The 16,926-nt window shown below is 28.5% G+C and carries 23 protein-coding genes; 5 read left to right on the top strand and 18 right to left on the bottom strand.

The annotated features are described in order from the left end of the window. Positions 1-1,530, bottom strand: a complete 1,530-nt coding sequence (locus L6653_RS02460) for a YfcC family protein (RefSeq protein ID WP_236785361.1) — start codon at positions 1,528-1,530, stop codon at positions 1-3. A 261-nt stretch (positions 1,531-1,791) separates the two neighbouring features. After that, positions 1,792-3,078, bottom strand: coding sequence for a bifunctional folylpolyglutamate synthase/dihydrofolate synthase (locus tag L6653_RS02455; RefSeq protein WP_236785360.1), 1,287 nt, complete (start codon positions 3,076-3,078; stop codon positions 1,792-1,794). A gap of 84 nt (positions 3,079-3,162) precedes the next feature. Here L6653_RS02455 and L6653_RS02450 point away from each other — a divergent pair, with 84 nt between their 5' ends. Next, entirely contained in the window at positions 3,163-3,873 is a 711-nt protein-coding gene (locus tag L6653_RS02450; protein ID WP_236785359.1) for a heparan-alpha-glucosaminide N-acetyltransferase domain-containing protein, read from the top strand. 57 nt (positions 3,874-3,930) lie between these two features. Here L6653_RS02450 and L6653_RS02445 read toward each other — a convergent pair whose 3' ends face one another. From L6653_RS02445 to glmM, 10 genes are all read right to left on the bottom strand, one after another. Further along, a complete protein-coding gene (locus L6653_RS02445; RefSeq protein WP_236785358.1) occupies positions 3,931-4,380 on the bottom strand; it encodes a Fur family transcriptional regulator in 450 nt (149 codons plus the stop codon). A 112-nt stretch (positions 4,381-4,492) separates the two neighbouring features. Further along, a complete protein-coding gene (rplL, locus tag L6653_RS02440; protein ID WP_236785357.1) occupies positions 4,493-4,876 on the bottom strand; it encodes a 50S ribosomal protein L7/L12 in 384 nt (127 codons plus the stop codon). A gap of 37 nt (positions 4,877-4,913) precedes the next feature. Then, positions 4,914-5,462, bottom strand: a complete 549-nt coding sequence (gene rplJ / locus L6653_RS02435) for a 50S ribosomal protein L10 (protein ID WP_236785356.1) — start codon at positions 5,460-5,462, stop codon at positions 4,914-4,916. 200 nt (positions 5,463-5,662) lie between these two features. After that, on the bottom strand, positions 5,663-6,373 hold the full coding sequence (rplA, locus tag L6653_RS02430) for a 50S ribosomal protein L1 (RefSeq protein WP_236785355.1): 711 nt from the start codon (positions 6,371-6,373) through the stop codon (positions 5,663-5,665). A 37-nt stretch (positions 6,374-6,410) separates the two neighbouring features. Further along, a complete protein-coding gene (rplK, locus tag L6653_RS02425; protein ID WP_058990487.1) occupies positions 6,411-6,845 on the bottom strand; it encodes a 50S ribosomal protein L11 in 435 nt (144 codons plus the stop codon). 62 nt (positions 6,846-6,907) lie between these two features. Continuing rightward, positions 6,908-7,501 carry a transcription termination/antitermination protein NusG gene (gene nusG / locus L6653_RS02420; protein WP_236785354.1) on the bottom strand — a complete coding sequence of 198 codons (594 nt, stop codon included), beginning with the start codon at positions 7,499-7,501 and terminating at the stop codon, positions 6,908-6,910. A gap of 7 nt (positions 7,502-7,508) precedes the next feature. Then, positions 7,509-7,691 carry a preprotein translocase subunit SecE gene (gene secE, locus L6653_RS02415; protein WP_236785353.1) on the bottom strand — a complete coding sequence of 61 codons (183 nt, stop codon included), beginning with the start codon at positions 7,689-7,691 and terminating at the stop codon, positions 7,509-7,511. Between the two features lie 14 nt (positions 7,692-7,705). After that, complete coding sequence (rpmG, locus tag L6653_RS02410) at positions 7,706-7,855, bottom strand: 50S ribosomal protein L33 (RefSeq protein ID WP_004816546.1); 150 nt, start codon at positions 7,853-7,855, stop codon at positions 7,706-7,708. A 79-nt stretch (positions 7,856-7,934) separates the two neighbouring features. Beyond that, positions 7,935-8,255, bottom strand: coding sequence for an aspartate 1-decarboxylase (aspartate alpha-decarboxylase) (locus L6653_RS02405; RefSeq protein ID WP_236785352.1), 321 nt, complete (start codon positions 8,253-8,255; stop codon positions 7,935-7,937). Then, positions 8,255-9,595, bottom strand: a complete 1,341-nt coding sequence (gene glmM, locus L6653_RS02400) for a phosphoglucosamine mutase (RefSeq protein WP_236785351.1) — start codon at positions 9,593-9,595, stop codon at positions 8,255-8,257. The genes L6653_RS02405 and glmM overlap by 1 nt, the downstream gene beginning before the upstream one ends. Positions 9,596-9,716: 121 nt before the next feature. Between glmM and L6653_RS02395 the strand changes: the two genes are divergently transcribed. After that, positions 9,717-10,418: a tRNA1(Val) (adenine(37)-N6)-methyltransferase gene (locus tag L6653_RS02395; protein WP_236785350.1), complete on the top strand. Its 702-nt coding sequence runs from the start codon at positions 9,717-9,719 to the stop codon at positions 10,416-10,418. Continuing rightward, positions 10,408-11,226, top strand: coding sequence for a 16S rRNA (cytidine(1402)-2'-O)-methyltransferase (gene rsmI, locus L6653_RS02390; RefSeq protein ID WP_236785349.1), 819 nt, complete (start codon positions 10,408-10,410; stop codon positions 11,224-11,226). The genes L6653_RS02395 and rsmI overlap by 11 nt, the downstream gene beginning before the upstream one ends. On the opposite strand, the gene dhaM is transcribed toward rsmI, so the two are convergent. The 3 genes from dhaM to dhaK are packed head-to-tail and all read right to left on the bottom strand — an operon-like array spanning position 11,218 to position 13,196. After that, complete coding sequence (gene dhaM, locus L6653_RS02385) at positions 11,218-11,616, bottom strand: dihydroxyacetone kinase phosphoryl donor subunit DhaM (RefSeq protein WP_236785348.1); 399 nt, start codon at positions 11,614-11,616, stop codon at positions 11,218-11,220. The two genes, rsmI and dhaM, sit on opposite strands and share 9 nt — an antisense overlap. After that, positions 11,609-12,208, bottom strand: coding sequence for a dihydroxyacetone kinase subunit DhaL (dhaL, locus tag L6653_RS02380; protein ID WP_236785347.1), 600 nt, complete (start codon positions 12,206-12,208; stop codon positions 11,609-11,611). The genes dhaM and dhaL overlap by 8 nt, the downstream gene beginning before the upstream one ends. A gap of 1 nt (position 12,209) precedes the next feature. Continuing rightward, on the bottom strand, positions 12,210-13,196 hold the full coding sequence (dhaK, locus tag L6653_RS02375) for a dihydroxyacetone kinase subunit DhaK (RefSeq protein WP_236785346.1): 987 nt from the start codon (positions 13,194-13,196) through the stop codon (positions 12,210-12,212). A 437-nt stretch (positions 13,197-13,633) separates the two neighbouring features. Here dhaK and L6653_RS02370 point away from each other — a divergent pair, with 437 nt between their 5' ends. Both L6653_RS02370 and L6653_RS02365 read left to right on the top strand, forming a co-directional pair. After that, a complete protein-coding gene (locus L6653_RS02370; protein ID WP_236785345.1) occupies positions 13,634-14,068 on the top strand; it encodes a flavodoxin in 435 nt (144 codons plus the stop codon). Positions 14,069-14,072: 4 nt separating this feature from the next. Further along, positions 14,073-14,618 carry a DUF3793 family protein gene (locus tag L6653_RS02365; RefSeq protein ID WP_236785344.1) on the top strand — a complete coding sequence of 182 codons (546 nt, stop codon included), beginning with the start codon at positions 14,073-14,075 and terminating at the stop codon, positions 14,616-14,618. 28 nt (positions 14,619-14,646) lie between these two features. Here L6653_RS02365 and L6653_RS02360 read toward each other — a convergent pair whose 3' ends face one another. From L6653_RS02360 to ribA, 3 genes are read right to left on the bottom strand one after another with little or no spacing between them, the layout of a single operon-like run. Continuing rightward, complete coding sequence (locus L6653_RS02360) at positions 14,647-15,252, bottom strand: HAD family hydrolase (protein ID WP_236785343.1); 606 nt, start codon at positions 15,250-15,252, stop codon at positions 14,647-14,649. Then, the gene (gene ribH / locus L6653_RS02355) at positions 15,249-15,707 is read right to left on the bottom strand and encodes a 6,7-dimethyl-8-ribityllumazine synthase (RefSeq protein ID WP_004838691.1); all 459 of its coding nucleotides are present in this window, start codon (positions 15,705-15,707) and stop codon (positions 15,249-15,251) included. The genes L6653_RS02360 and ribH overlap by 4 nt, the downstream gene beginning before the upstream one ends. After that, complete coding sequence (gene ribA, locus L6653_RS02350; RefSeq protein WP_236785342.1) at positions 15,708-16,922, bottom strand: GTP cyclohydrolase II; 1,215 nt, start codon at positions 16,920-16,922, stop codon at positions 15,708-15,710. Positions 16,923-16,926: the final 4 nt, after the last annotated feature.

The following is a 16,926-nucleotide window of genomic DNA, read 5'->3' as shown; positions in this document are numbered from 1 at the left end:
TTATATTACAGTTTGAATTCCTAACATAACTATAGCTAGAACTAATAATATTCCCATCAATGGTGCAATAAATTTAACCCATTTATTATATGAAACATCTACCATCTCCAAAGTCGCCAAAATTAATCCCGTTGGTGCAATTATTGCCATCCAACCTTGACCGAAATTGTAAGCTGAAACTACAACATCTCTTCCAAGGGAAACTGTATCTGCAAGTGGAGCAATAATTGGCATTGATAAGGTTGCAAGTCCTGATGATGATGGGATAAATATACCAAGGAATGAGAATAGAATCATTTGTACTGATGAGAATAATACACCATTAATTCCACTAATTATGTTTGATGCATTATATAACATTGTATCAGAAATCATTCCATCGTCTAGTATTATATTTATTCCTCTAGCAACTCCAATAATTAATGCAACTGAAACCAAATCAGCAGAACCATCTAGAAATGATCCAACGGCTTCTTGCTCTGGTAGGCCTGATAAAATTATTAATAATATTCCTACAATCAAAAATAAGGTTGACATTTCCTCAAACCACCAATCAAGATTCATAACACCATAAATCATAACTGGAAATGCAAGCATAAATACTACAAGCATGGCTATTCTTCTAAAATTAAATGGAGCAACATTTTCAGGGTCATATCCTTTTAGATATTGTTCTTTAATTCTTGGCATATCTTCAGCTATTATTGATTTTGAAGGGTCTTCCTTCACTTTTTTAGAATATCTGTAAATGTACCAAAGTGTAATAGCTTGAGCTAAAATTAAACTTATAATTCTTATTCCCATACCTTCTTTAAAAGAAATTCCGGCTGCATTTGATGCAACTACAACTGAAAAAGCATTTGTTGTTGAAAACATTGTACCAATTGATGAACCCATATAAATTGCAGCAATAGTTACAATGGCATCAAATCCAGATGCTAAAAATATTGGCAACAAAATTGGATAAAAGGCTATAGTTTCTTCAGCCATTCCAAATGTTGTTCCACCAAGAGCAACAATACTAGATAAAATTGCAACCATTAAAAATTCTTTTCCCTTAGTAAGTTTAGATAAAGCAGCAATTCCAGCATCAAAAGTACCAGTCTTATTTAAAACACCAATACAACCACCAAGAATTAAAACAAAAACAATAATTCCTATAGAATCTGCTATTCCATCTATTGGAGCCCTAGCAACTTTCAAAAATCCTTGAGGATGTTGGTCAAGTTTATGGTAAGATCCTGGTATAGCAACAGGTTTTTTTATATCTTCCTTAACAAAACTTTTAAGTGGAACTGTAATTTTTAAATCGTCCAAAGTTTCTTGTTTTGCAGGAAGCTTTTCTTCTTCACCATCAATTCCTGTTTTAAGGAATACATTTTCTTCCTTATTATACTCTAACCTATCATAAGATCCTGCTGGAACTATATAAGTTAAAATTGCAGCTAATACCAATACAATAAATAAAACAGTAAAAGCTGAAGGAAATTTAACTTTCTTTTTCTTTTTTTTATTAAATATATTATTCATATACTACCTCCAAATACAAACATACTTTTTTTCGACTATATTGTCAATAATTTATTAATTTATTATAATCACGCTAAAAGTTCGCCCTACTTTTGCGAGTAATTTTTGTATATAATATTTTATCACTTTATATTTTCTGTTTTTAATATTTATTAATACTTTTTAATAAAAATAATACAAATAATTAAAATACTCGTATCTTACATTTAAGTAAGATAAAAATACCAAATTTAAATTTAAAAATTTGGTATTTATTAATTATTATAGATTTTTATAAGTATTTTCAAATTTTAAAATCTCTCCAACAAGGTACAAGGATCCGCACCATAAAACTAAATCATTAGAACCTGCATTTGATTTTGTATATTCATATGCTTTTTTTCTGTCTTTAATGGCTTTAACATTAGGATTTTTTTCTTTTACAATTTCTTTAAGTTCACAGATTTCAAAAGCTCTAGGATTGTCAATACTGGTTATAACAATTTCATCAGCTTCCTGTGATAGTTTCTCAATAATATACTTATAATCCTTATCCTTTAAAACTGAAAATCCAACAATAAGTTTGTCATATTTAAAATTTTTTAAAGAATTTATTAGGACATCAATTGATTCTTTGTTGTGACTGCCATCAATCAAAACTTTTGGATCTTTAGAAATTATTTGTAGACGTCCAGGATTAGTGCTTTCATAAATTCCTTTTTTAATAGTTTTATCATCTAGATTATATTCATCCTTAAAATAATCCAATAAATTTATAGCATTACAGGCATTATAAATTTGAATTTTTCCAATTAATGAAGTTTTTATATTTTTATATGATCTAAAATCAAATTCATTGAAACTTTCATTTTCATTTTTTATCTTAATTTCATCAAGTTTAAAATCATATATTTTCGCATTTTTTACTCTAGCTTCTTTTAAAATAATATCTAAAGCTGGTTTATCTTGGGGATAAATAAATACTGGAACATTGTCTTTTATTATCCCAGCCTTATTTTGGGCTATCTCTTCGATAGTATTTCCCAAAATATTAGTGTGGTCCATAGAAATTGTAGTAATAAGACTTGCTATAGGTTTTTTAACCACGTTTGTTGAATCTAATGTCCCACCAAGACCTGTTTCAACTACACAGACATCCACCTTTTTATCATAAAAATACTTAAACATCAAAGCCGTCATAACTTCAAAATAAGTATTTTTTAAATTAATTTCATCAAGCCTTTCACAAATCGGTTTAATCATTTCTATATAAGTGAAAAAATCATCATCACTTATTGAAATTCCATTTATTTTCATCTCTTCATTAATTTCAACCATATATGGAGAAGTGAAAAGTCCACATTTAACTTTAAGTGATAAAGTATTAGCTATAAAATTTGCAGTAGAACCCTTGCCATTTGTTCCAGCTATATGAATTACTTTTAATTTGTCTTGAGGGTTACCAAGTTCATTAAGCAGAGCTTTTATAGCAGATAAATCTCTTCTTTTTCCAGCAGAATTTCCTCTTTGATATATCCAATCCAAATAATAATCTTTATCTTTAATCATCTTTACCTCTTTCTTAACATAAATATTATATAATATTCAAAAATAAAGTAAAATAATATTGAATATAAAAATAAAGGATTAAAAATGAAAAGAAATTACATTTTAGATAAGTACAGAGGTTTTACAATTATATCTATGGTTTTATTTCATCTATTTTATGATATAAGCCTATATAAAAGTTTAGATTGGTACAATAATTTTTATATCAACAAAATATGGCAACTATCAATAGCAATATCATTTTTCTTAATATCTGGAATAAGCTCAAATTTTCTAAACTGGAGAAAAAATTTACAAAGAGGAATAATAATTTCTTTACTAGGAATTTTAATAAGCTTAATTACATATTTTTTCGTACCAGATCAACTGATAATATTTGGAGTTTTAAACAGTCTTGGATTATCAATGATATTAATTGCCTTTGTTCAAAAATATTTGAAAATATCTAATAAATTATTGCTTATGTTTATCCTATTATTCATTCTAACTTACAATTTTCCTAACCAAAAAATTCTTGATATTGAAATAAATTCTTTTTTATATGAAAAAAATTTATTTATTTTAGGTTTTCCTTCAAAATCTTTTCACTCAACAGATTATTTTCCTATAATCCCTTGGTTTTTTGCATATATTAGTGGATATATTATTGGAACAGTATTAGTTGAAAAAAATTTTTATAATAGATATGGAAAAAATAATATTTTAGCAAAGATAGGACAAAATTCTCTTAAAATTTACCTTCTTCATCAAGTAATAATATATGGAATTGTCTATTTTGTTTTTGAAATTATATAAAAATCCAAACAAAAAAGCAGTTGCAAAATTAAAATTATAATTTGCAACTGCTTTTGCCTATTTCTCACAATTTGGACAAACTCCCCTAATTGTTAGATCCACGCTATTTATTTTATAGTTTTCTAATCCTTCTAATTTTAGATTGTCGATATCAATGTTCAAGTCAATAATATTTCCACAATTTTCACAAATAAAATGAGAATGGTGTTTTTGATAAAAATCATATCTTTTTCTACTTTGATTAAAATCTAATTCACTCACTATATTATTAGCAACAAATAGGTTTAAAGTATTATAAACTGTTGCTTGAGAAAGAATAGGATCTTTTGATTTTAAAGATTTGTAAATATCATCAGCCGTTGGATGATTTCTATTGTTTACTAAATAATCTAAAATCATTAGTCTTTGATGACTAACTCTAATACCATGTTTTTTTAAAATATGTTTTTCGATTTCATACTTTTCGTTTTGATCGACATTTTCAAGAGAATCTATAATTTCTTTCATATTATCCTCTTTCCAAAATTAGAATCCTTCAATATTAATATACATTATATAATAATGTGTGTCAATTTTGAACACAAAAAAAGGCTCAATTTGAACCTTTTAAATATAGAAACTATGCTAATTCTACTTCTGCACCAGCTTCTTCTAATTTTGCTTTTAATTCTTCAGCTTCGTCTTTAGCTACGCCTTCTTTAACTGCTTTTGGAGCACCATCAACTAAAGCTTTAGCGTCTTTAAGTCCAAGACCTGTAACTTCTTTAACTAATTTGATTACGTTAATTTTTGAAGCTCCTGCTGATTTTAATACTACATCAAATTCTGATTTTTCTGCTGCACCAGCATCTGCTGCTCCTGCTGCACCTGCTGCTGGAGCTGCTGCAACTGTTGCTTGAGCTGTTACATCAAATTCTTCTTCTAATGCTTTTACTAATTCTGATAGTTCTAATACTGTAAGTTCTTTAATTTCTTCTAATAAGTTTGTTACTTTTTCTGACATTTTTAATCCTCCGATATTTTAATTAATTATTTTTATATTAAGCTGCTTCGTTTTCTTTTTTTTCTCTAACTGCATCAAGTGCATAAACAAGTTTAGCATTGATTTGTGATAAATCACCAGCAAGTTTTCTAATTGGTGCTTGTAATGTATTAACAAGCATAGATGCAAGTTCTTGTTGTCCTGGTAATTTTGCTATTGCTAGCATTTCATCTGGAGTTTGATAATTTCCATCTACTACACCAGATTTAATTATAAGTTTTTCTTGGTTTGCATCATCTTGATCAATATATTTTCTAGCTACTTTGGGTCCATCAACCATTTCTTCGTTTGAAAAAATAAGAGCATTAGAACCTTTTAATTCTTCTGTAAATTGATCAAAACCAAGTTGTTGAAATGCAAATCTCATCATAGTATTTTTGTATACTTTGTATTCTGTATTTGCATCTCTAAAATTGTTACGCAAATCTGTAATTTCTTTTACGTCCATTTTATCAAACTCTACAAGAGTTACTGATTTTGCATTTTCAATTTTTTCAACTATTTCATTAACAATTACTTGTTTTTGTTGTATAGCTTTTTCAGACATATTTCACCTCCTATGGCTTTTGGTAGGTATATAAAAATCCCCACAATTAGGCATACTCATATGCCTACATCGGTGGGGATGTAGTTTCTTATTCCCACCTATACGGAATAATTAAACTAAAAAGTCTCCGTAGTCTTTGGTAGCCTATTTATTTGACTATGATAGTATATCACTATAAAAATATCTTGTCAAATATTTTTTTATTTTTCAACCATATCCATTGCTCTAGCTGGAGATAATTTTACTCCAGGACCCATTGTTGATGCAATTGTGATTGATTTTAAATATTTTCCTTTTGCTGAAGCTGGTTTTGCTTTAACAATTGCTGTCATTAAAGCTTTTAAATTGTCTGACAATTTTTCTTTTCCGAATGATACTTTTCCTGTTGGTACGTGAACAAGGTTATTTTTGTCTGTTCTGTATTCTACTTTACCTGCTTTTACTTCTTTAATAGCATTAGCTATATCATTTGTTACAGTTCCTGATTTTGGGTTAGGCATTAATCCTTGAGGTCCTAAAACTCTACCAAGTCTTCCTACTTGTCCCATCATGTCAGGGCTTGTTACTATAACATCAAACTCCAACCAGTTTTCTTTTTGGATTTTGTCTGTATACTCTTCACTACCTGCATAATCTGCACCTGCACTTAAAGCTTCTTCAACTTTATCATCTTTAACAATTGCAAGTACTTTAACATCTCTACCAGTTCCGTGTGGAAGTACTACTGTACCTCTTACTTGTTGGTCAGCATGTCTAGAATCTACACCTAATCTTACGTGTAATTCTACAGTTTCGTCAAAGTTTGCTTTTGCAGTTTTTTCAACTATATCTAATGCTTCTGATAAATCATATTCTTTTTGAGTATCAAAAGCCTTTTTTGATTCTATATATTTTTTACCTTTTTTAGCCATGTTGCCTCCTTGTGGTATAACGAGTTTCCTCTTCCACTTATTCTTCTACAGTAATTCCCATGCTTCTGCATGTACCTTTTATCATGCTCATTGCAGCTTCTAGGCTTGCAGCATTTAAATCTTGCATCTTAGTTTCAGCTATTTCTTTTATTTGATCAAGTTTTATAGATCCAACTTTGTTTTTGTTTGGTTCTCCACTTGCTTTATCAAGTCCAATTGCTTTTTTGATTAATACTGGTGCTGGTGGTGTTTTTGTGATAAAATCAAATGATCTATCCTTATAAATTGTCATTTCAACCGGTATTATCATTCCTGCTTGATCAGCTGTTTTTGCATTAAATGCTTGCACGAATTCCATAATATTAATTCCGTGTGGTCCTAGTGCTGTACCTACTGGAGGTGCTGGTGTAGCTTTTCCTGCTGGTACTTGTAATTTAACCTTTGCTTGTACTTCTTTTTCTTTTGCTGGCATATTAAATCCTCCTTTGTGGTTTTTGGCGGGTTACCCCTCCCACTTACATTACGTAAGCCAGTTTAAATTGTCTCAATATCTGCGAAACTTAAATCTATTATTGTATCTCTTCCAAACATATCAATTAAAGCTTTAATCGTTTGTTTTTCTGGATCAATTTCTTTTATTTCTGCTACTAGGTCTTGGAATGGTCCTTGAATTATATTTACATTATCTCCAACATTTAAATCAATATTAAATACTGGTTTGTCTTCTTTTATCCCAAATTTTCTAACTTCTCTTTTTGTAAGAGGAACTGGTTTGGAATCTGGTCCGACAAATCCTGTAACACCTTGGGTATTTCTTATTATATACCAAGATCTATTTGTAATATTCATCTTAACCATTACATAACCTGGAAACAATTTTCTAGTTTTAAGTTTCTTTGATTCATTTTTTACTTCAACATACTCTTCTTCCGGTACTGTTACATCGATGATATCTGGATTTTGCTCGTTATCAATCATCATTTGGATTTTATCTTTAACCCTATTCTCGTATCCGGTATATGTGTGAACTACATACCATTTTGGTTGTTTTTCTGAATCTTTAGAATCAATTTCTTCTTTAGTATTGTTTGGTTCATTTGAATTATTGTTATTAGATAAATCTGTCATATCTTACCTACATCAAAAATCCAAGCAAGTTTCCAAAGACTATGTCTAATAACCAAATGAGAAGCCCTGTAATCACACTGACAATAATAACAAGTAATGAGTAATTTAAAGTTTCATTTTTTGTTGGCCATGTGATTTTTTTGAACTCTCTATTAACAGATTTGAAAAATCCGTCTTTTTTCTTAGCCATTTAAAAACTCCTTACTATTTTGTTTCTTTATGAACAGTGTGTTTTTTACAGAAAGGACAATACTTTTTAAGCTCAAGTCTTTCTTGAGTGTTTTTTTTGTTTTTTGTAGTATCGTAATTTCTATTTTTGCAAACTGTGCATTCTAGTTTTACTTTATCTGCCATTAAAACACCTCCTAATTTATATGGATAGTCCCATACAAACATATATGTTACCACCAATTTTATTTAATGTCAATGATTTTTATTGACTTTTTTCTAAGCTTTTATAAAGTTTTTTTCTTTTATTTATTAGAAACTCTCTTAGATCATCTAAATCATGATTTGAAAAACATGTATTACTATAGTCAATAAGTATTTCCTCTATATCTTCCAATTCATAAACACCCTTATCGTACATTTTTCCTAAAAAATCATGATTTTTATCATAAAAAACTTTTGGTGGAAATCCTTCTAATTTTCTTGTATCCATGCTTATATAAGAATTTTTTGAATATATCTTATTTCCTACTACAAGTACAGCTTCTTTTATATTTATTTCTCTACCTGTAAGATAATCTTTCATTATAGTCCACTTTTTTCTATAGCTTCTACTATATTATCTACCTTTTCATTTGCTATTTCTTTTGTTTCAGCTTCTGCCATAACACGAATTAATGGTTCTGTTCCGCTTTCTCTAACCAAAATTCTTCCTGTATCATTTAGACTTTCGCTTTCTTTTTCTATAATATTTTTTATAGATTCATCATTTAATACAGCTTTTTTATCATTTACTTTTACATTTTTTAAAACTTGAGGATAAATTTTTAATTCTCTTTTTAATTCTGATAAGCTAGCTTTATTATCAATCATAGCTTCCATTAATCTAAGTGAAGTTAAAATTCCATCGCCAGTGTTTGCGTATTTTGAAAAAATAATATGTCCAGATTGTTCTCCACCTAACTCATAACCATTTTCGCTCATTTCAAGATGAACATACTTATCCCCAACTTGAGTTTTTGAATAATTGATTCCTAATTTATCCAAGGCTTTATAAAGACCAATATTTGACATGATTGTTGTTACAATTGTATTTGATTCGAGATTACCTTCTTCTTTCATGTGTTTTCCACAAATATAAAGAATTGCATCTCCATCAACTACTTCACCGTTTTCATCAACTGCTATACACCTATCAGCGTCCCCATCATAGGCAAATCCGCAATCAAGATTGTTTTCTTTTACATATTTTTGTAAAACTTCAATGTGAGTTGATCCACAATCTACATTTATATTAAATCCATTTGGATTGTTATTTATTACAAAAGTTTCAGCTCCAAGTGCATCATAAACACTTTTTACAATTGATGATGCTGCACCATTTGAACAATCAAGTCCAACTTTTTTTCCTTTAAACGATTTGCTTACTGTTTGGATAAGAAAAGCAATATACCTATTTCTTCCTCCGATAAAATCGTGAGTTCTTCCGATTTCTTCCCCGATTTTTAAATCAATATCTTTTATATCAGAATCTATATATTCTTCTAATTTCTCCAAAAATTCATCATCCATCTTTTCCCCATCAGAATTTATAATTTTTATTCCGTTATCATGGTATGGATTATGACTTGCTGTAATCATTACTCCACAATCAAAATCTTCGCTTCTTACTACATATGATACTGAAGGAGTTGTTGTAACATGAAGTAAATAAGCGTCAGATCCTGATGAAGTTATCCCTGCTGATAAAGCATCTTCAAACATATATGATGATCTTCTTGTATCTTTTCCTATTACTATCTTCCCATTTCCATGGTTTTCTTTATTAAAATAATATCCTAAAAATCTTCCGATTTTAATTGCATGATAAAGAGTTAAGTCTTGATTTGCTTCTCCTCTAAATCCATCTGTTCCAAAATATTTCATAATATCCTCCTATTTTCATACTTTATTATAATTTAGTAAGCTTATTGATTCAAGTTATTTATTTTTACAAAGCATCATTAAATTTCTTTGCTTAATTTTTTCATTAATATATAATTTAATTATGGAAAAATTAGATTACATACCAAAAACAAATTTATATATGAAGCACGTTGATAAGTCTTATTCTTTTGGAATTGATTCAATCCTTCTTGCAAATTTTTCAAAAATGAAAAGAAATAAAAGCCTAATTGATATTGGCTCTGGAAGTGGAATTTTATCTCTCGCCTGTCTTTCTTATTATAATTTAGACAAGGTTTATTCTATTGAAATTCAAAAAGAAAAAGCTGGACTTTTAAAAGAAAATTTAAAAATAAATTCTATTGATAAGGTTGAAGTAATTAATGATGATTTAAATAAGCTTGATTTTAAGGAAAATTTCTGCGATTATATTATCACTAACCCACCTTATTATAAAAAGGGAGCAAATATAAAAAATAAAGACGAAGAATTTTTAATTTCAAGGCAAGAAATAAAAATGAATCTTTCTGATATTTTTAAATTTTCAAATAAAACTTTAAAAGACAAGGGGAAATTATTTATGATTCATAAGCCTGAAAGGCTTGTTGATATTATAAAAGAAAGTGGAAATTTAAAATTAAAAAGAATTAGGTTTGTTCAATCAAAAGCTTTTGAAAAACCCGTATTTATGCTTATGGAATTTGTAAAAAATGCAAATGACGGACTTAAATTTGAAAATCCCCTTGTAATTTATGATGAAAATAACAATTATACAAAGGAGGTAAAGGAAATAAATGGACTATAGTATTTATTTTGTCCCAACTCCAATTGGAAATTTGGAAGATATGACAATAAGGGCAATAAATGTTTTAAAAAATGTAGATATAATTGCTTGTGAAGATACAAGAGAAAGCAAAAAACTTTTAAATTATTTTGATATAAATAAAAAACTAACTTCTTATCACAAGTTTAATGAAAAACAAAAATCTGAAGAAATTATTAAAAATGCAAAAGAAGGCATAACCTATGCAGTTATTACTGACCAAGGTATGCCGGGGATTTCTGATCCGGGCCATATTTTGATTAAAGAATGTATTAAGGAAAATATTTCTTATACAGTTTTGCCTGGACCTTCTTCTATACTCACAGCTTTAATTGCCAGCGGTTTTGATAATGATAAATTTTCTTTCTATGGCTTTATCCAAAAGAAAAATTCAGACAAGAAAAAGTTATATGACCAGCTTGAAAGAGAAAATAAGACTTCTATTTTATTTGATACTCCACATAATTTAAAAAATACTATAAATGATTTCAAAAAAATATTTCCAAAAAGAAAACTTGCTATAACTCGAGAGCTTAGCAAAAAATTTGAGCAATATCAGATTTTTAAAATTGATGACATTAATACCGAAAATTTAACCTTGAAAGGAGAATTTGTCCTTATTTTAGAAAAAAATAAAAGGGAAGAAAATTTAGATATTTCTTCCTATAAAGATGATATTTTAAAAATGAAAAAAGAGGGCGAATCTACCAAAGATATAGTAAAATCTTTGAAAAAATCTACCCCTTTTTCAAAAAATGAAATTTATGATTTTGTCATAAGTTTAGACTAAATTATCCAATTTGTTTACTGGAAAAGTTTTTAAATAAGAAACTATTTCATCCAAACTTTGTCCTGCTGAGGCGTTTACTGCTGTTTGAACACTTGTTTCAATTAAAGGTGTGCCTGCAAGATAAACTTTGGATTTTTTTTCTTCATCAAGCATATCTATTGCCATTTGACAATTAAGCATGGATGAACCCAAATCAAAAAATACAACAAGACCTTCGTCTTTAGCATATTTTCCTATAAGCTCATTTATTTCATCAAAATTAGATCCAATATTACCTTCATTGTCTCCACCACTTGTAATAATTTCTACTCCCGGTGCCATTTGAAGAAGAATTTCTCTTAAACCTTCTGCTAATTTTTTGCTATGACTTGCTAATAAAATATTAACCATCAATTTCTCCTATTGCACTTTTTATACATAAAAAAGATGAGTAAGCACCAGGGTCAATATGTCCTATTGATCTTTCTCCAAGATATGCAGCTCTACCTTTTCGAGCCTTAATATCTTTAGTAGCTTCCATTTTTTCTTCTGCAAGTTTTAAAATTTCATCAAAATCCAATTCATTTTTCAAAGCTTCTGAAACTGGTAAGAGTACATCAACCATGGTTTTATCTCCAATTTGAGCCTTACCTCTCATAATCACCCCATCAACCCCATCAGAAAAAGCTTTAGCAAATAAATCTTTATTCAAACTTATTTCTCCATCCAGAGATTGGGCAAATTTCATAAAAAATGTTCCATACAAAGGACCACTTGCTCCTCCAACATTTGATATTAAAGTCATGGCAATTTTATTAAATAAAGTTTTTAAATCTTTATAATCCTCATTCATGGCATCTTTAACTTTTCTAAATCCTTTTGCCATATTATAACCATGGTCTCCATCACCAATTGCCCTATCCAAATCTGTAAGATATTCTTCGTTTTCTATTATGGTATTTGATAAATTTACTATTCTATCTTTTATTTTTTCTTTATCCATCTTATCCCCTAACAATATCTACATCTTCTTGTAATAATTTTAAAATTTCCTCATCAACTTTAAACAAAGTCAAAGAAAATCCAGCCATATCCATACTAGTCATATAGTTTCCCACATAGGTTTTTTTAACATTTATATTTTTTTCTTTCAAATAATCATGACAGAAATTATTTACAACAAATAATTCCATTTCAGTTGTTTGACCCATGCCATTTACCATCAAAACAAAATCACCATCAAGATTTTCAAAATCTTTTAAAATATGGTCTAAAAGTTCATTTGAAATTTCATCAGCACTTTTTATTTTTTCTTGTTTTATACCTGGTTCACCATGAATTCCAATTCCAATTTCCATATCTTCTTCAGATAATTCAAAACTTTCCTTACCAGAAATAGGATTAATACAAGGTTTTACAGCCATGCCCATAGATTTAATATTTTTTACAATTTTTTCTGCCATAGCTTTCAATTCATCTAAACTTTTTCCGCTTCTTGCCATAGCACCCAAAACCTTGTGAACAAAAACCGTACCAGCAATTCCTCTTCTTCCAGTTGTATAGGTAGAATCTTCAACTGCAACATCATCATTTACAATGATGTAATCTACTTTTATTCCTTCCATCTCTGCCATATCTTTTGCCATTTCAAAATTCATGACATCGCCCGTGTAATTTTTTACGACCATAAAGACACCTTCTCCTGAATCAGCAAGTTTTATAGCCTCCAAAACTTGGTCAGGAGTTGGAGATGTAAAAATTTCTCCACAAATTGCACAATCAAGCATGCCATCGCCAACATATCCTGCATGAGCTGGCTCATGACCACTTCCACCACCAGAAATCAGACCAACTTTTCCTTTAATAGGTAAATCTTTTCTATAAACAATTTTCAATTCTTCATTAATTTCTACCTTGTCATCATTCGCTTTTTTAAGTCCATTCAACATTTGACTTAGGATTTTATCCTTTTCATTAATTATTTTTTTCATATAAATCACCCTTTCTTAATAAAAATATACCCAAATAAAAAAATTATAATTATTGTTCTTTACAATAAAATTAGAATAAAAAATCAATGATAAGATTATAAAGCACATTTTTTATTTGAATTTATTTTTATTAAATCAAATTTTATTTTTAAAAAGTATTAAAAAAATAAGAATAATTGCCAATATCGTATATAAGAACATAAATATAAAATTTAAGTCAAAAATAATATTTGGATTTTTAGAAAATTTTATTAATCATGTTAATATATAAGAAATTTTAGAAAATATTGTAATCTCAGTATTTTTTATAATATTATAAAAATAAATAAAAAATCACTTGACACAAAGAAAATAATAATATATTATTTGATTAGATATTGATATAGGTTATCAGTATCATGTAAATATTTTAATTTAAAAGGAGAAAATTTAATTTTATGAAGAAAATTGCTATTGTTTATTGGTCTGGCACTGGAAATACAGAAGCTATGGCTAATGAAATTTTTGATGAACTTAAAAAAAATAATTTAGAAGTTGAAATGCTTGATCCAAATTCTTTTACAAAAGATTTAATTGAAGAATTTGATGGATTTGCTTTTGGCTGCCCTGCTATGGGGAGTGAAGAATTAGAAGAAACTGAATTTGAACCAATGTTTGAAAGTGTTGAAAATCATCTTTCAAATAAACCTGTTTTAATTTTTGGTTCTTACCAATGGGCTGATGGCGAATGGATGGATATTTGGCAAGATAGATGTAAAAATAATGGAATAAATTTAGTTCGTGATGGACTTATTGCCTACGATAATCCAGATGATGAAGCTTTAGAAGAATGTAGAAAGGCAGCAATAGATTTATCTAAAGCACTAGGTTAAAATTATGAATGAAGAATTGTTAATTGATTATGCATCGCAAACTTTAGCTAATAAGAAGATTGCTAGTTTGTTTACTTTTAAAAATACTAAAAATATCGATATAGAAAAAATGGTTTTTGAGTGGAACCAAGTACTTAATGAAAAAAATGTCTACGTGGAAATACTTAATAACAATAAATCCTCTGCTCAAATTTATGCATACAGACCTCACAAGCTAAAATACGTATTAAATGATTCAAAAACAAAATCTCTTCTAGATTCATTTGGCTATAAAACAAATGACCTAAATCAATGCATAAATCATTTGAAATTTAGATATAAAATCGAAAATTTTCCACATGAAATAGGAATTTTTCTTGGTTATCCATTTGAAGATGTAATTGGTTTTATTGAAAACAAAGGAAGTAAATTTCTTATAAATGGATATTGGAAAGTCTACGCCAACGAAGATCAAAAAATAAAAATTTTTAATAATTACAATAACATAAAAAAATCTTATAAAATTTTGTTCGAACGTTACAATGATATAAGTAAGCTTTGCCTTAGTTAACAATTCGAATCAAAAAAGGCTTTGAGTTTTAACTCAAGGCCTTTATTTTTAAAAGATTACTTATTTCATCTATTTTTATATCTGCAAGCTCTCCTTCTTTTTCTTCTCCGTAGCCGTATTTTGCAAAAATGGATATATTATTATTCAAAAAACCTGCCTTAACATCAGAGAGCCTATCACCTACTATTACAAATTTATCTATTTTTTCTATTTTTATAATTTCAGCTTTTGATTTATAATTATAATCTTCACCTACCAGATATTTTTCAAAATAAGAATCTAAATTGTATATTTTTCTTGCACTATCTATATATTTTTTGGAGCAAGATGATAAAATTATCAGTTCGTGTTTATTTTTTAGGATATTTAATACTTTTTTTGTTTCATCGTATAAAGCACCAAAATCTTTCATGTTTTCTATCATAAAATTTCCTGTTGTTTCAATCAATTTTTCTTTATTATAGGAATCATCGAGAAAATCATCCCAAATTTTTCTTGGAGGATAGCCAAGATATGATTTTGGATTAAGATTTGGTTTTTTTATTTTAAATTTTTTTAGGCAATCATAAAATGCTTTTTCATAAATTTCGTCACTTTTATGGATAGTTCCATCAAAGTCAAAAATTATTTTCATATAAGATCCATTAGATTTGCCATTTCAATTGCAGATATTGCTGCATCACTTCCCTTGTTTCCAGCTTTTGTTCCTGCTCTTTGAACAGCTTGCTCAATCGTATCTGTTGTAACAACTCCAAAAATAATTGGCTTTCCGCTTTCAAGAGATACATTTGCAATTCCTTTTGAAACTTCTGAGCAAACATAATCATAATGAGAAGTATCTCCTCTTATGACAGCCCCCAAACAAATTACTGCATCATAATCCTTATGAGCCAATTTTTTTGCTGCAAGTGGAATTTCAAAAGCACCAGGAACTCTTACAAGTTCTATCTCTTCATCTTTTACTTCATGTCTTTTTAATGTATCAAGACAGCCTTCTACAAGCCTATCTGTTATAAAATGATTAAATCTTGCAACAACAATTGCATATTTTTTTCCATTTGATACTAAATTTGCACTATATTCTTTCATTTATCTCTCCTTAAATTCTCTTAAATCGTGACCCATTCTGTCAGCTTTTGTTTTTAAATAAATCCTATCTATATGATTTGAATGTATTTCTATTGGAACTCTTTTGTTTACTTTAATATTATATTTTTCAACTTGTTCAATTTTATCAGGATTATTTGTCATCAAATCAATTGATTTTACTCCCAATTCTTTTAACATACGACAAGCTATTTTATAATTTCTTAAATCTGGTGCAAAACCTAGTTTTATATTTGCATCCACAGTATCGTATCCTTCTTCTTGAAGATGGTAGGCTTTAATTTTATTAAATAAACCAATTCCTCTTCCTTCCTGTCTTAAATAAAGAATAATACCTGATCCATTTTGATCAATCATATCCATTGCTTTGTGAAGTTGATTTCCACAATCGCATCTGTGTGATGAGAAGACATCACCTGTCAAACATTCAGAATGAATTCTTGTTAAAATATTTTCTCCATCAACTTTTCCTTTAATTAAAGCAAGGTGTTCTTTGTTTTCAATCTTGTCATAAAAACTTACAGCTTTAAATTCACCATGGTCTGTTGGAAGGTTTATTATATTTGTTTTTTCCAAGAAATCTTCTTCATTTTTTGATAAATCAAGATTATTTTCTTTTATATATTTTTTTATCTCAGACACACTAGTCATTTTCATTCCAAGTTTTTCTGCAAGCTCAACGACAGCTTTCCCTCTTAACATATGACCATCATCAGCCATAATTTCACAACATAGGCCTATTTCTTTTAAATTTGAAATTTTCATCAAATCTATTGTGGCTTCAGTGTGACCATCTCTTTCCAAAACTCCCCTATCTTTTGCAACTAGAGGAAAAACATGACCTGGTCTTCTAAAATCACTTGGTTTTGTATTATCATCTGCAAGAGCCCTAATTGTTTCAGCTCTTTCAAAAGCTGAAATCCCTGTTTTTGTATTGACATGATCAATTGAAACAGTGAATGCTGTTTGGTGGTTGTCAGTGTTATTTTCAACCATCATATTAAGATCAAATTGTTTGGCAATATTTTTTCCTATTGGTGTGCAAATCAAACCTCTGCCATATTTTGCCATAATATTTATCATCTCGCCAGTAACATTTTCTCCAGCACAAATCATATCAGCTTCATTTTCCCTATCTTCATTATCAGTTACTATAATTATTTCGTTATTTTGTAATGCTTTTATAATTTCTTCCATATTT

Origin of the sequence: Anaerococcus ihuae (assembly GCF_928368155.1) — a bacterium.
Lineage (GTDB): Bacteria > Bacillota > Clostridia > Tissierellales > Peptoniphilaceae > Anaerococcus > Anaerococcus ihuae.
Note: the sequence above shows the minus strand (reverse complement) of the source record. Positions and strands in the feature narration are given on the sequence as shown.

Excerpts from the sequence above, each read along its gene's own strand:
- L6653_RS02405 (WP_236785352.1), bottom strand. The coding sequence starts at position 8,255 with ATGAAAGATTATCTTACAGGTAGAGAAATAAATATAAAAGAAGCTGTA.
- dhaL (WP_236785347.1), bottom strand. The coding sequence starts at position 12,208 with ATGGATAAAGAAAAAATAAAAGATAGAATAGTAAATTTATCAAATACC.
- rplA (WP_236785355.1), bottom strand. The coding sequence starts at position 6,373 with ATGGCTAAAAAAGGTAAAAAATATATAGAATCAAAAAAGGCTTTTGAT.
- rsmI (WP_236785349.1), top strand. The coding sequence starts at position 10,408 with ATGGACTATAGTATTTATTTTGTCCCAACTCCAATTGGAAATTTGGAA.
- L6653_RS02460 (WP_236785361.1), bottom strand. The coding sequence starts at position 1,530 with ATGAATAATATATTTAATAAAAAAAAGAAAAAGAAAGTTAAATTTCCT.
- L6653_RS02445 (WP_236785358.1), bottom strand. The coding sequence starts at position 4,380 with ATGAAAGAAATTATAGATTCTCTTGAAAATGTCGATCAAAACGAAAAG.
- L6653_RS02450 (WP_236785359.1), top strand. The coding sequence starts at position 3,163 with ATGAAAAGAAATTACATTTTAGATAAGTACAGAGGTTTTACAATTATA.
- dhaK (WP_236785346.1), bottom strand. The coding sequence starts at position 13,196 with ATGAAAAAAATAATTAATGAAAAGGATAAAATCCTAAGTCAAATGTTG.
- glmM (WP_236785351.1), bottom strand. The coding sequence starts at position 9,595 with ATGAAATATTTTGGAACAGATGGATTTAGAGGAGAAGCAAATCAAGAC.
- dhaM (WP_236785348.1), bottom strand. The coding sequence starts at position 11,616 with ATGGTTAATATTTTATTAGCAAGTCATAGCAAAAAATTAGCAGAAGGT.
- L6653_RS02360 (WP_236785343.1), bottom strand. The coding sequence starts at position 15,252 with ATGAAAATAATTTTTGACTTTGATGGAACTATCCATAAAAGTGACGAA.
- L6653_RS02365 (WP_236785344.1), top strand. The coding sequence starts at position 14,073 with ATGAATGAAGAATTGTTAATTGATTATGCATCGCAAACTTTAGCTAAT.
- rplK (WP_058990487.1), bottom strand. The coding sequence starts at position 6,845 with ATGCCAGCAAAAGAAAAAGAAGTACAAGCAAAGGTTAAATTACAAGTA.
- nusG (WP_236785354.1), bottom strand. The coding sequence starts at position 7,501 with ATGACAGATTTATCTAATAACAATAATTCAAATGAACCAAACAATACT.
- L6653_RS02395 (WP_236785350.1), top strand. The coding sequence starts at position 9,717 with ATGGAAAAATTAGATTACATACCAAAAACAAATTTATATATGAAGCAC.
- L6653_RS02455 (WP_236785360.1), bottom strand. The coding sequence starts at position 3,078 with ATGATTAAAGATAAAGATTATTATTTGGATTGGATATATCAAAGAGGA.
- ribH (WP_004838691.1), bottom strand. The coding sequence starts at position 15,707 with ATGAAAGAATATAGTGCAAATTTAGTATCAAATGGAAAAAAATATGCA.
- rpmG (WP_004816546.1), bottom strand. The coding sequence starts at position 7,855 with ATGGCAGATAAAGTAAAACTAGAATGCACAGTTTGCAAAAATAGAAAT.
- L6653_RS02370 (WP_236785345.1), top strand. The coding sequence starts at position 13,634 with ATGAAGAAAATTGCTATTGTTTATTGGTCTGGCACTGGAAATACAGAA.
- rplJ (WP_236785356.1), bottom strand. The coding sequence starts at position 5,462 with ATGTCTGAAAAAGCTATACAACAAAAACAAGTAATTGTTAATGAAATA.
- secE (WP_236785353.1), bottom strand. The coding sequence starts at position 7,691 with ATGGCTAAGAAAAAAGACGGATTTTTCAAATCTGTTAATAGAGAGTTC.
- rplL (WP_236785357.1), bottom strand. The coding sequence starts at position 4,876 with ATGTCAGAAAAAGTAACAAACTTATTAGAAGAAATTAAAGAACTTACA.
- ribA (WP_236785342.1), bottom strand. The coding sequence starts at position 16,922 with ATGGAAGAAATTATAAAAGCATTACAAAATAACGAAATAATTATAGTA.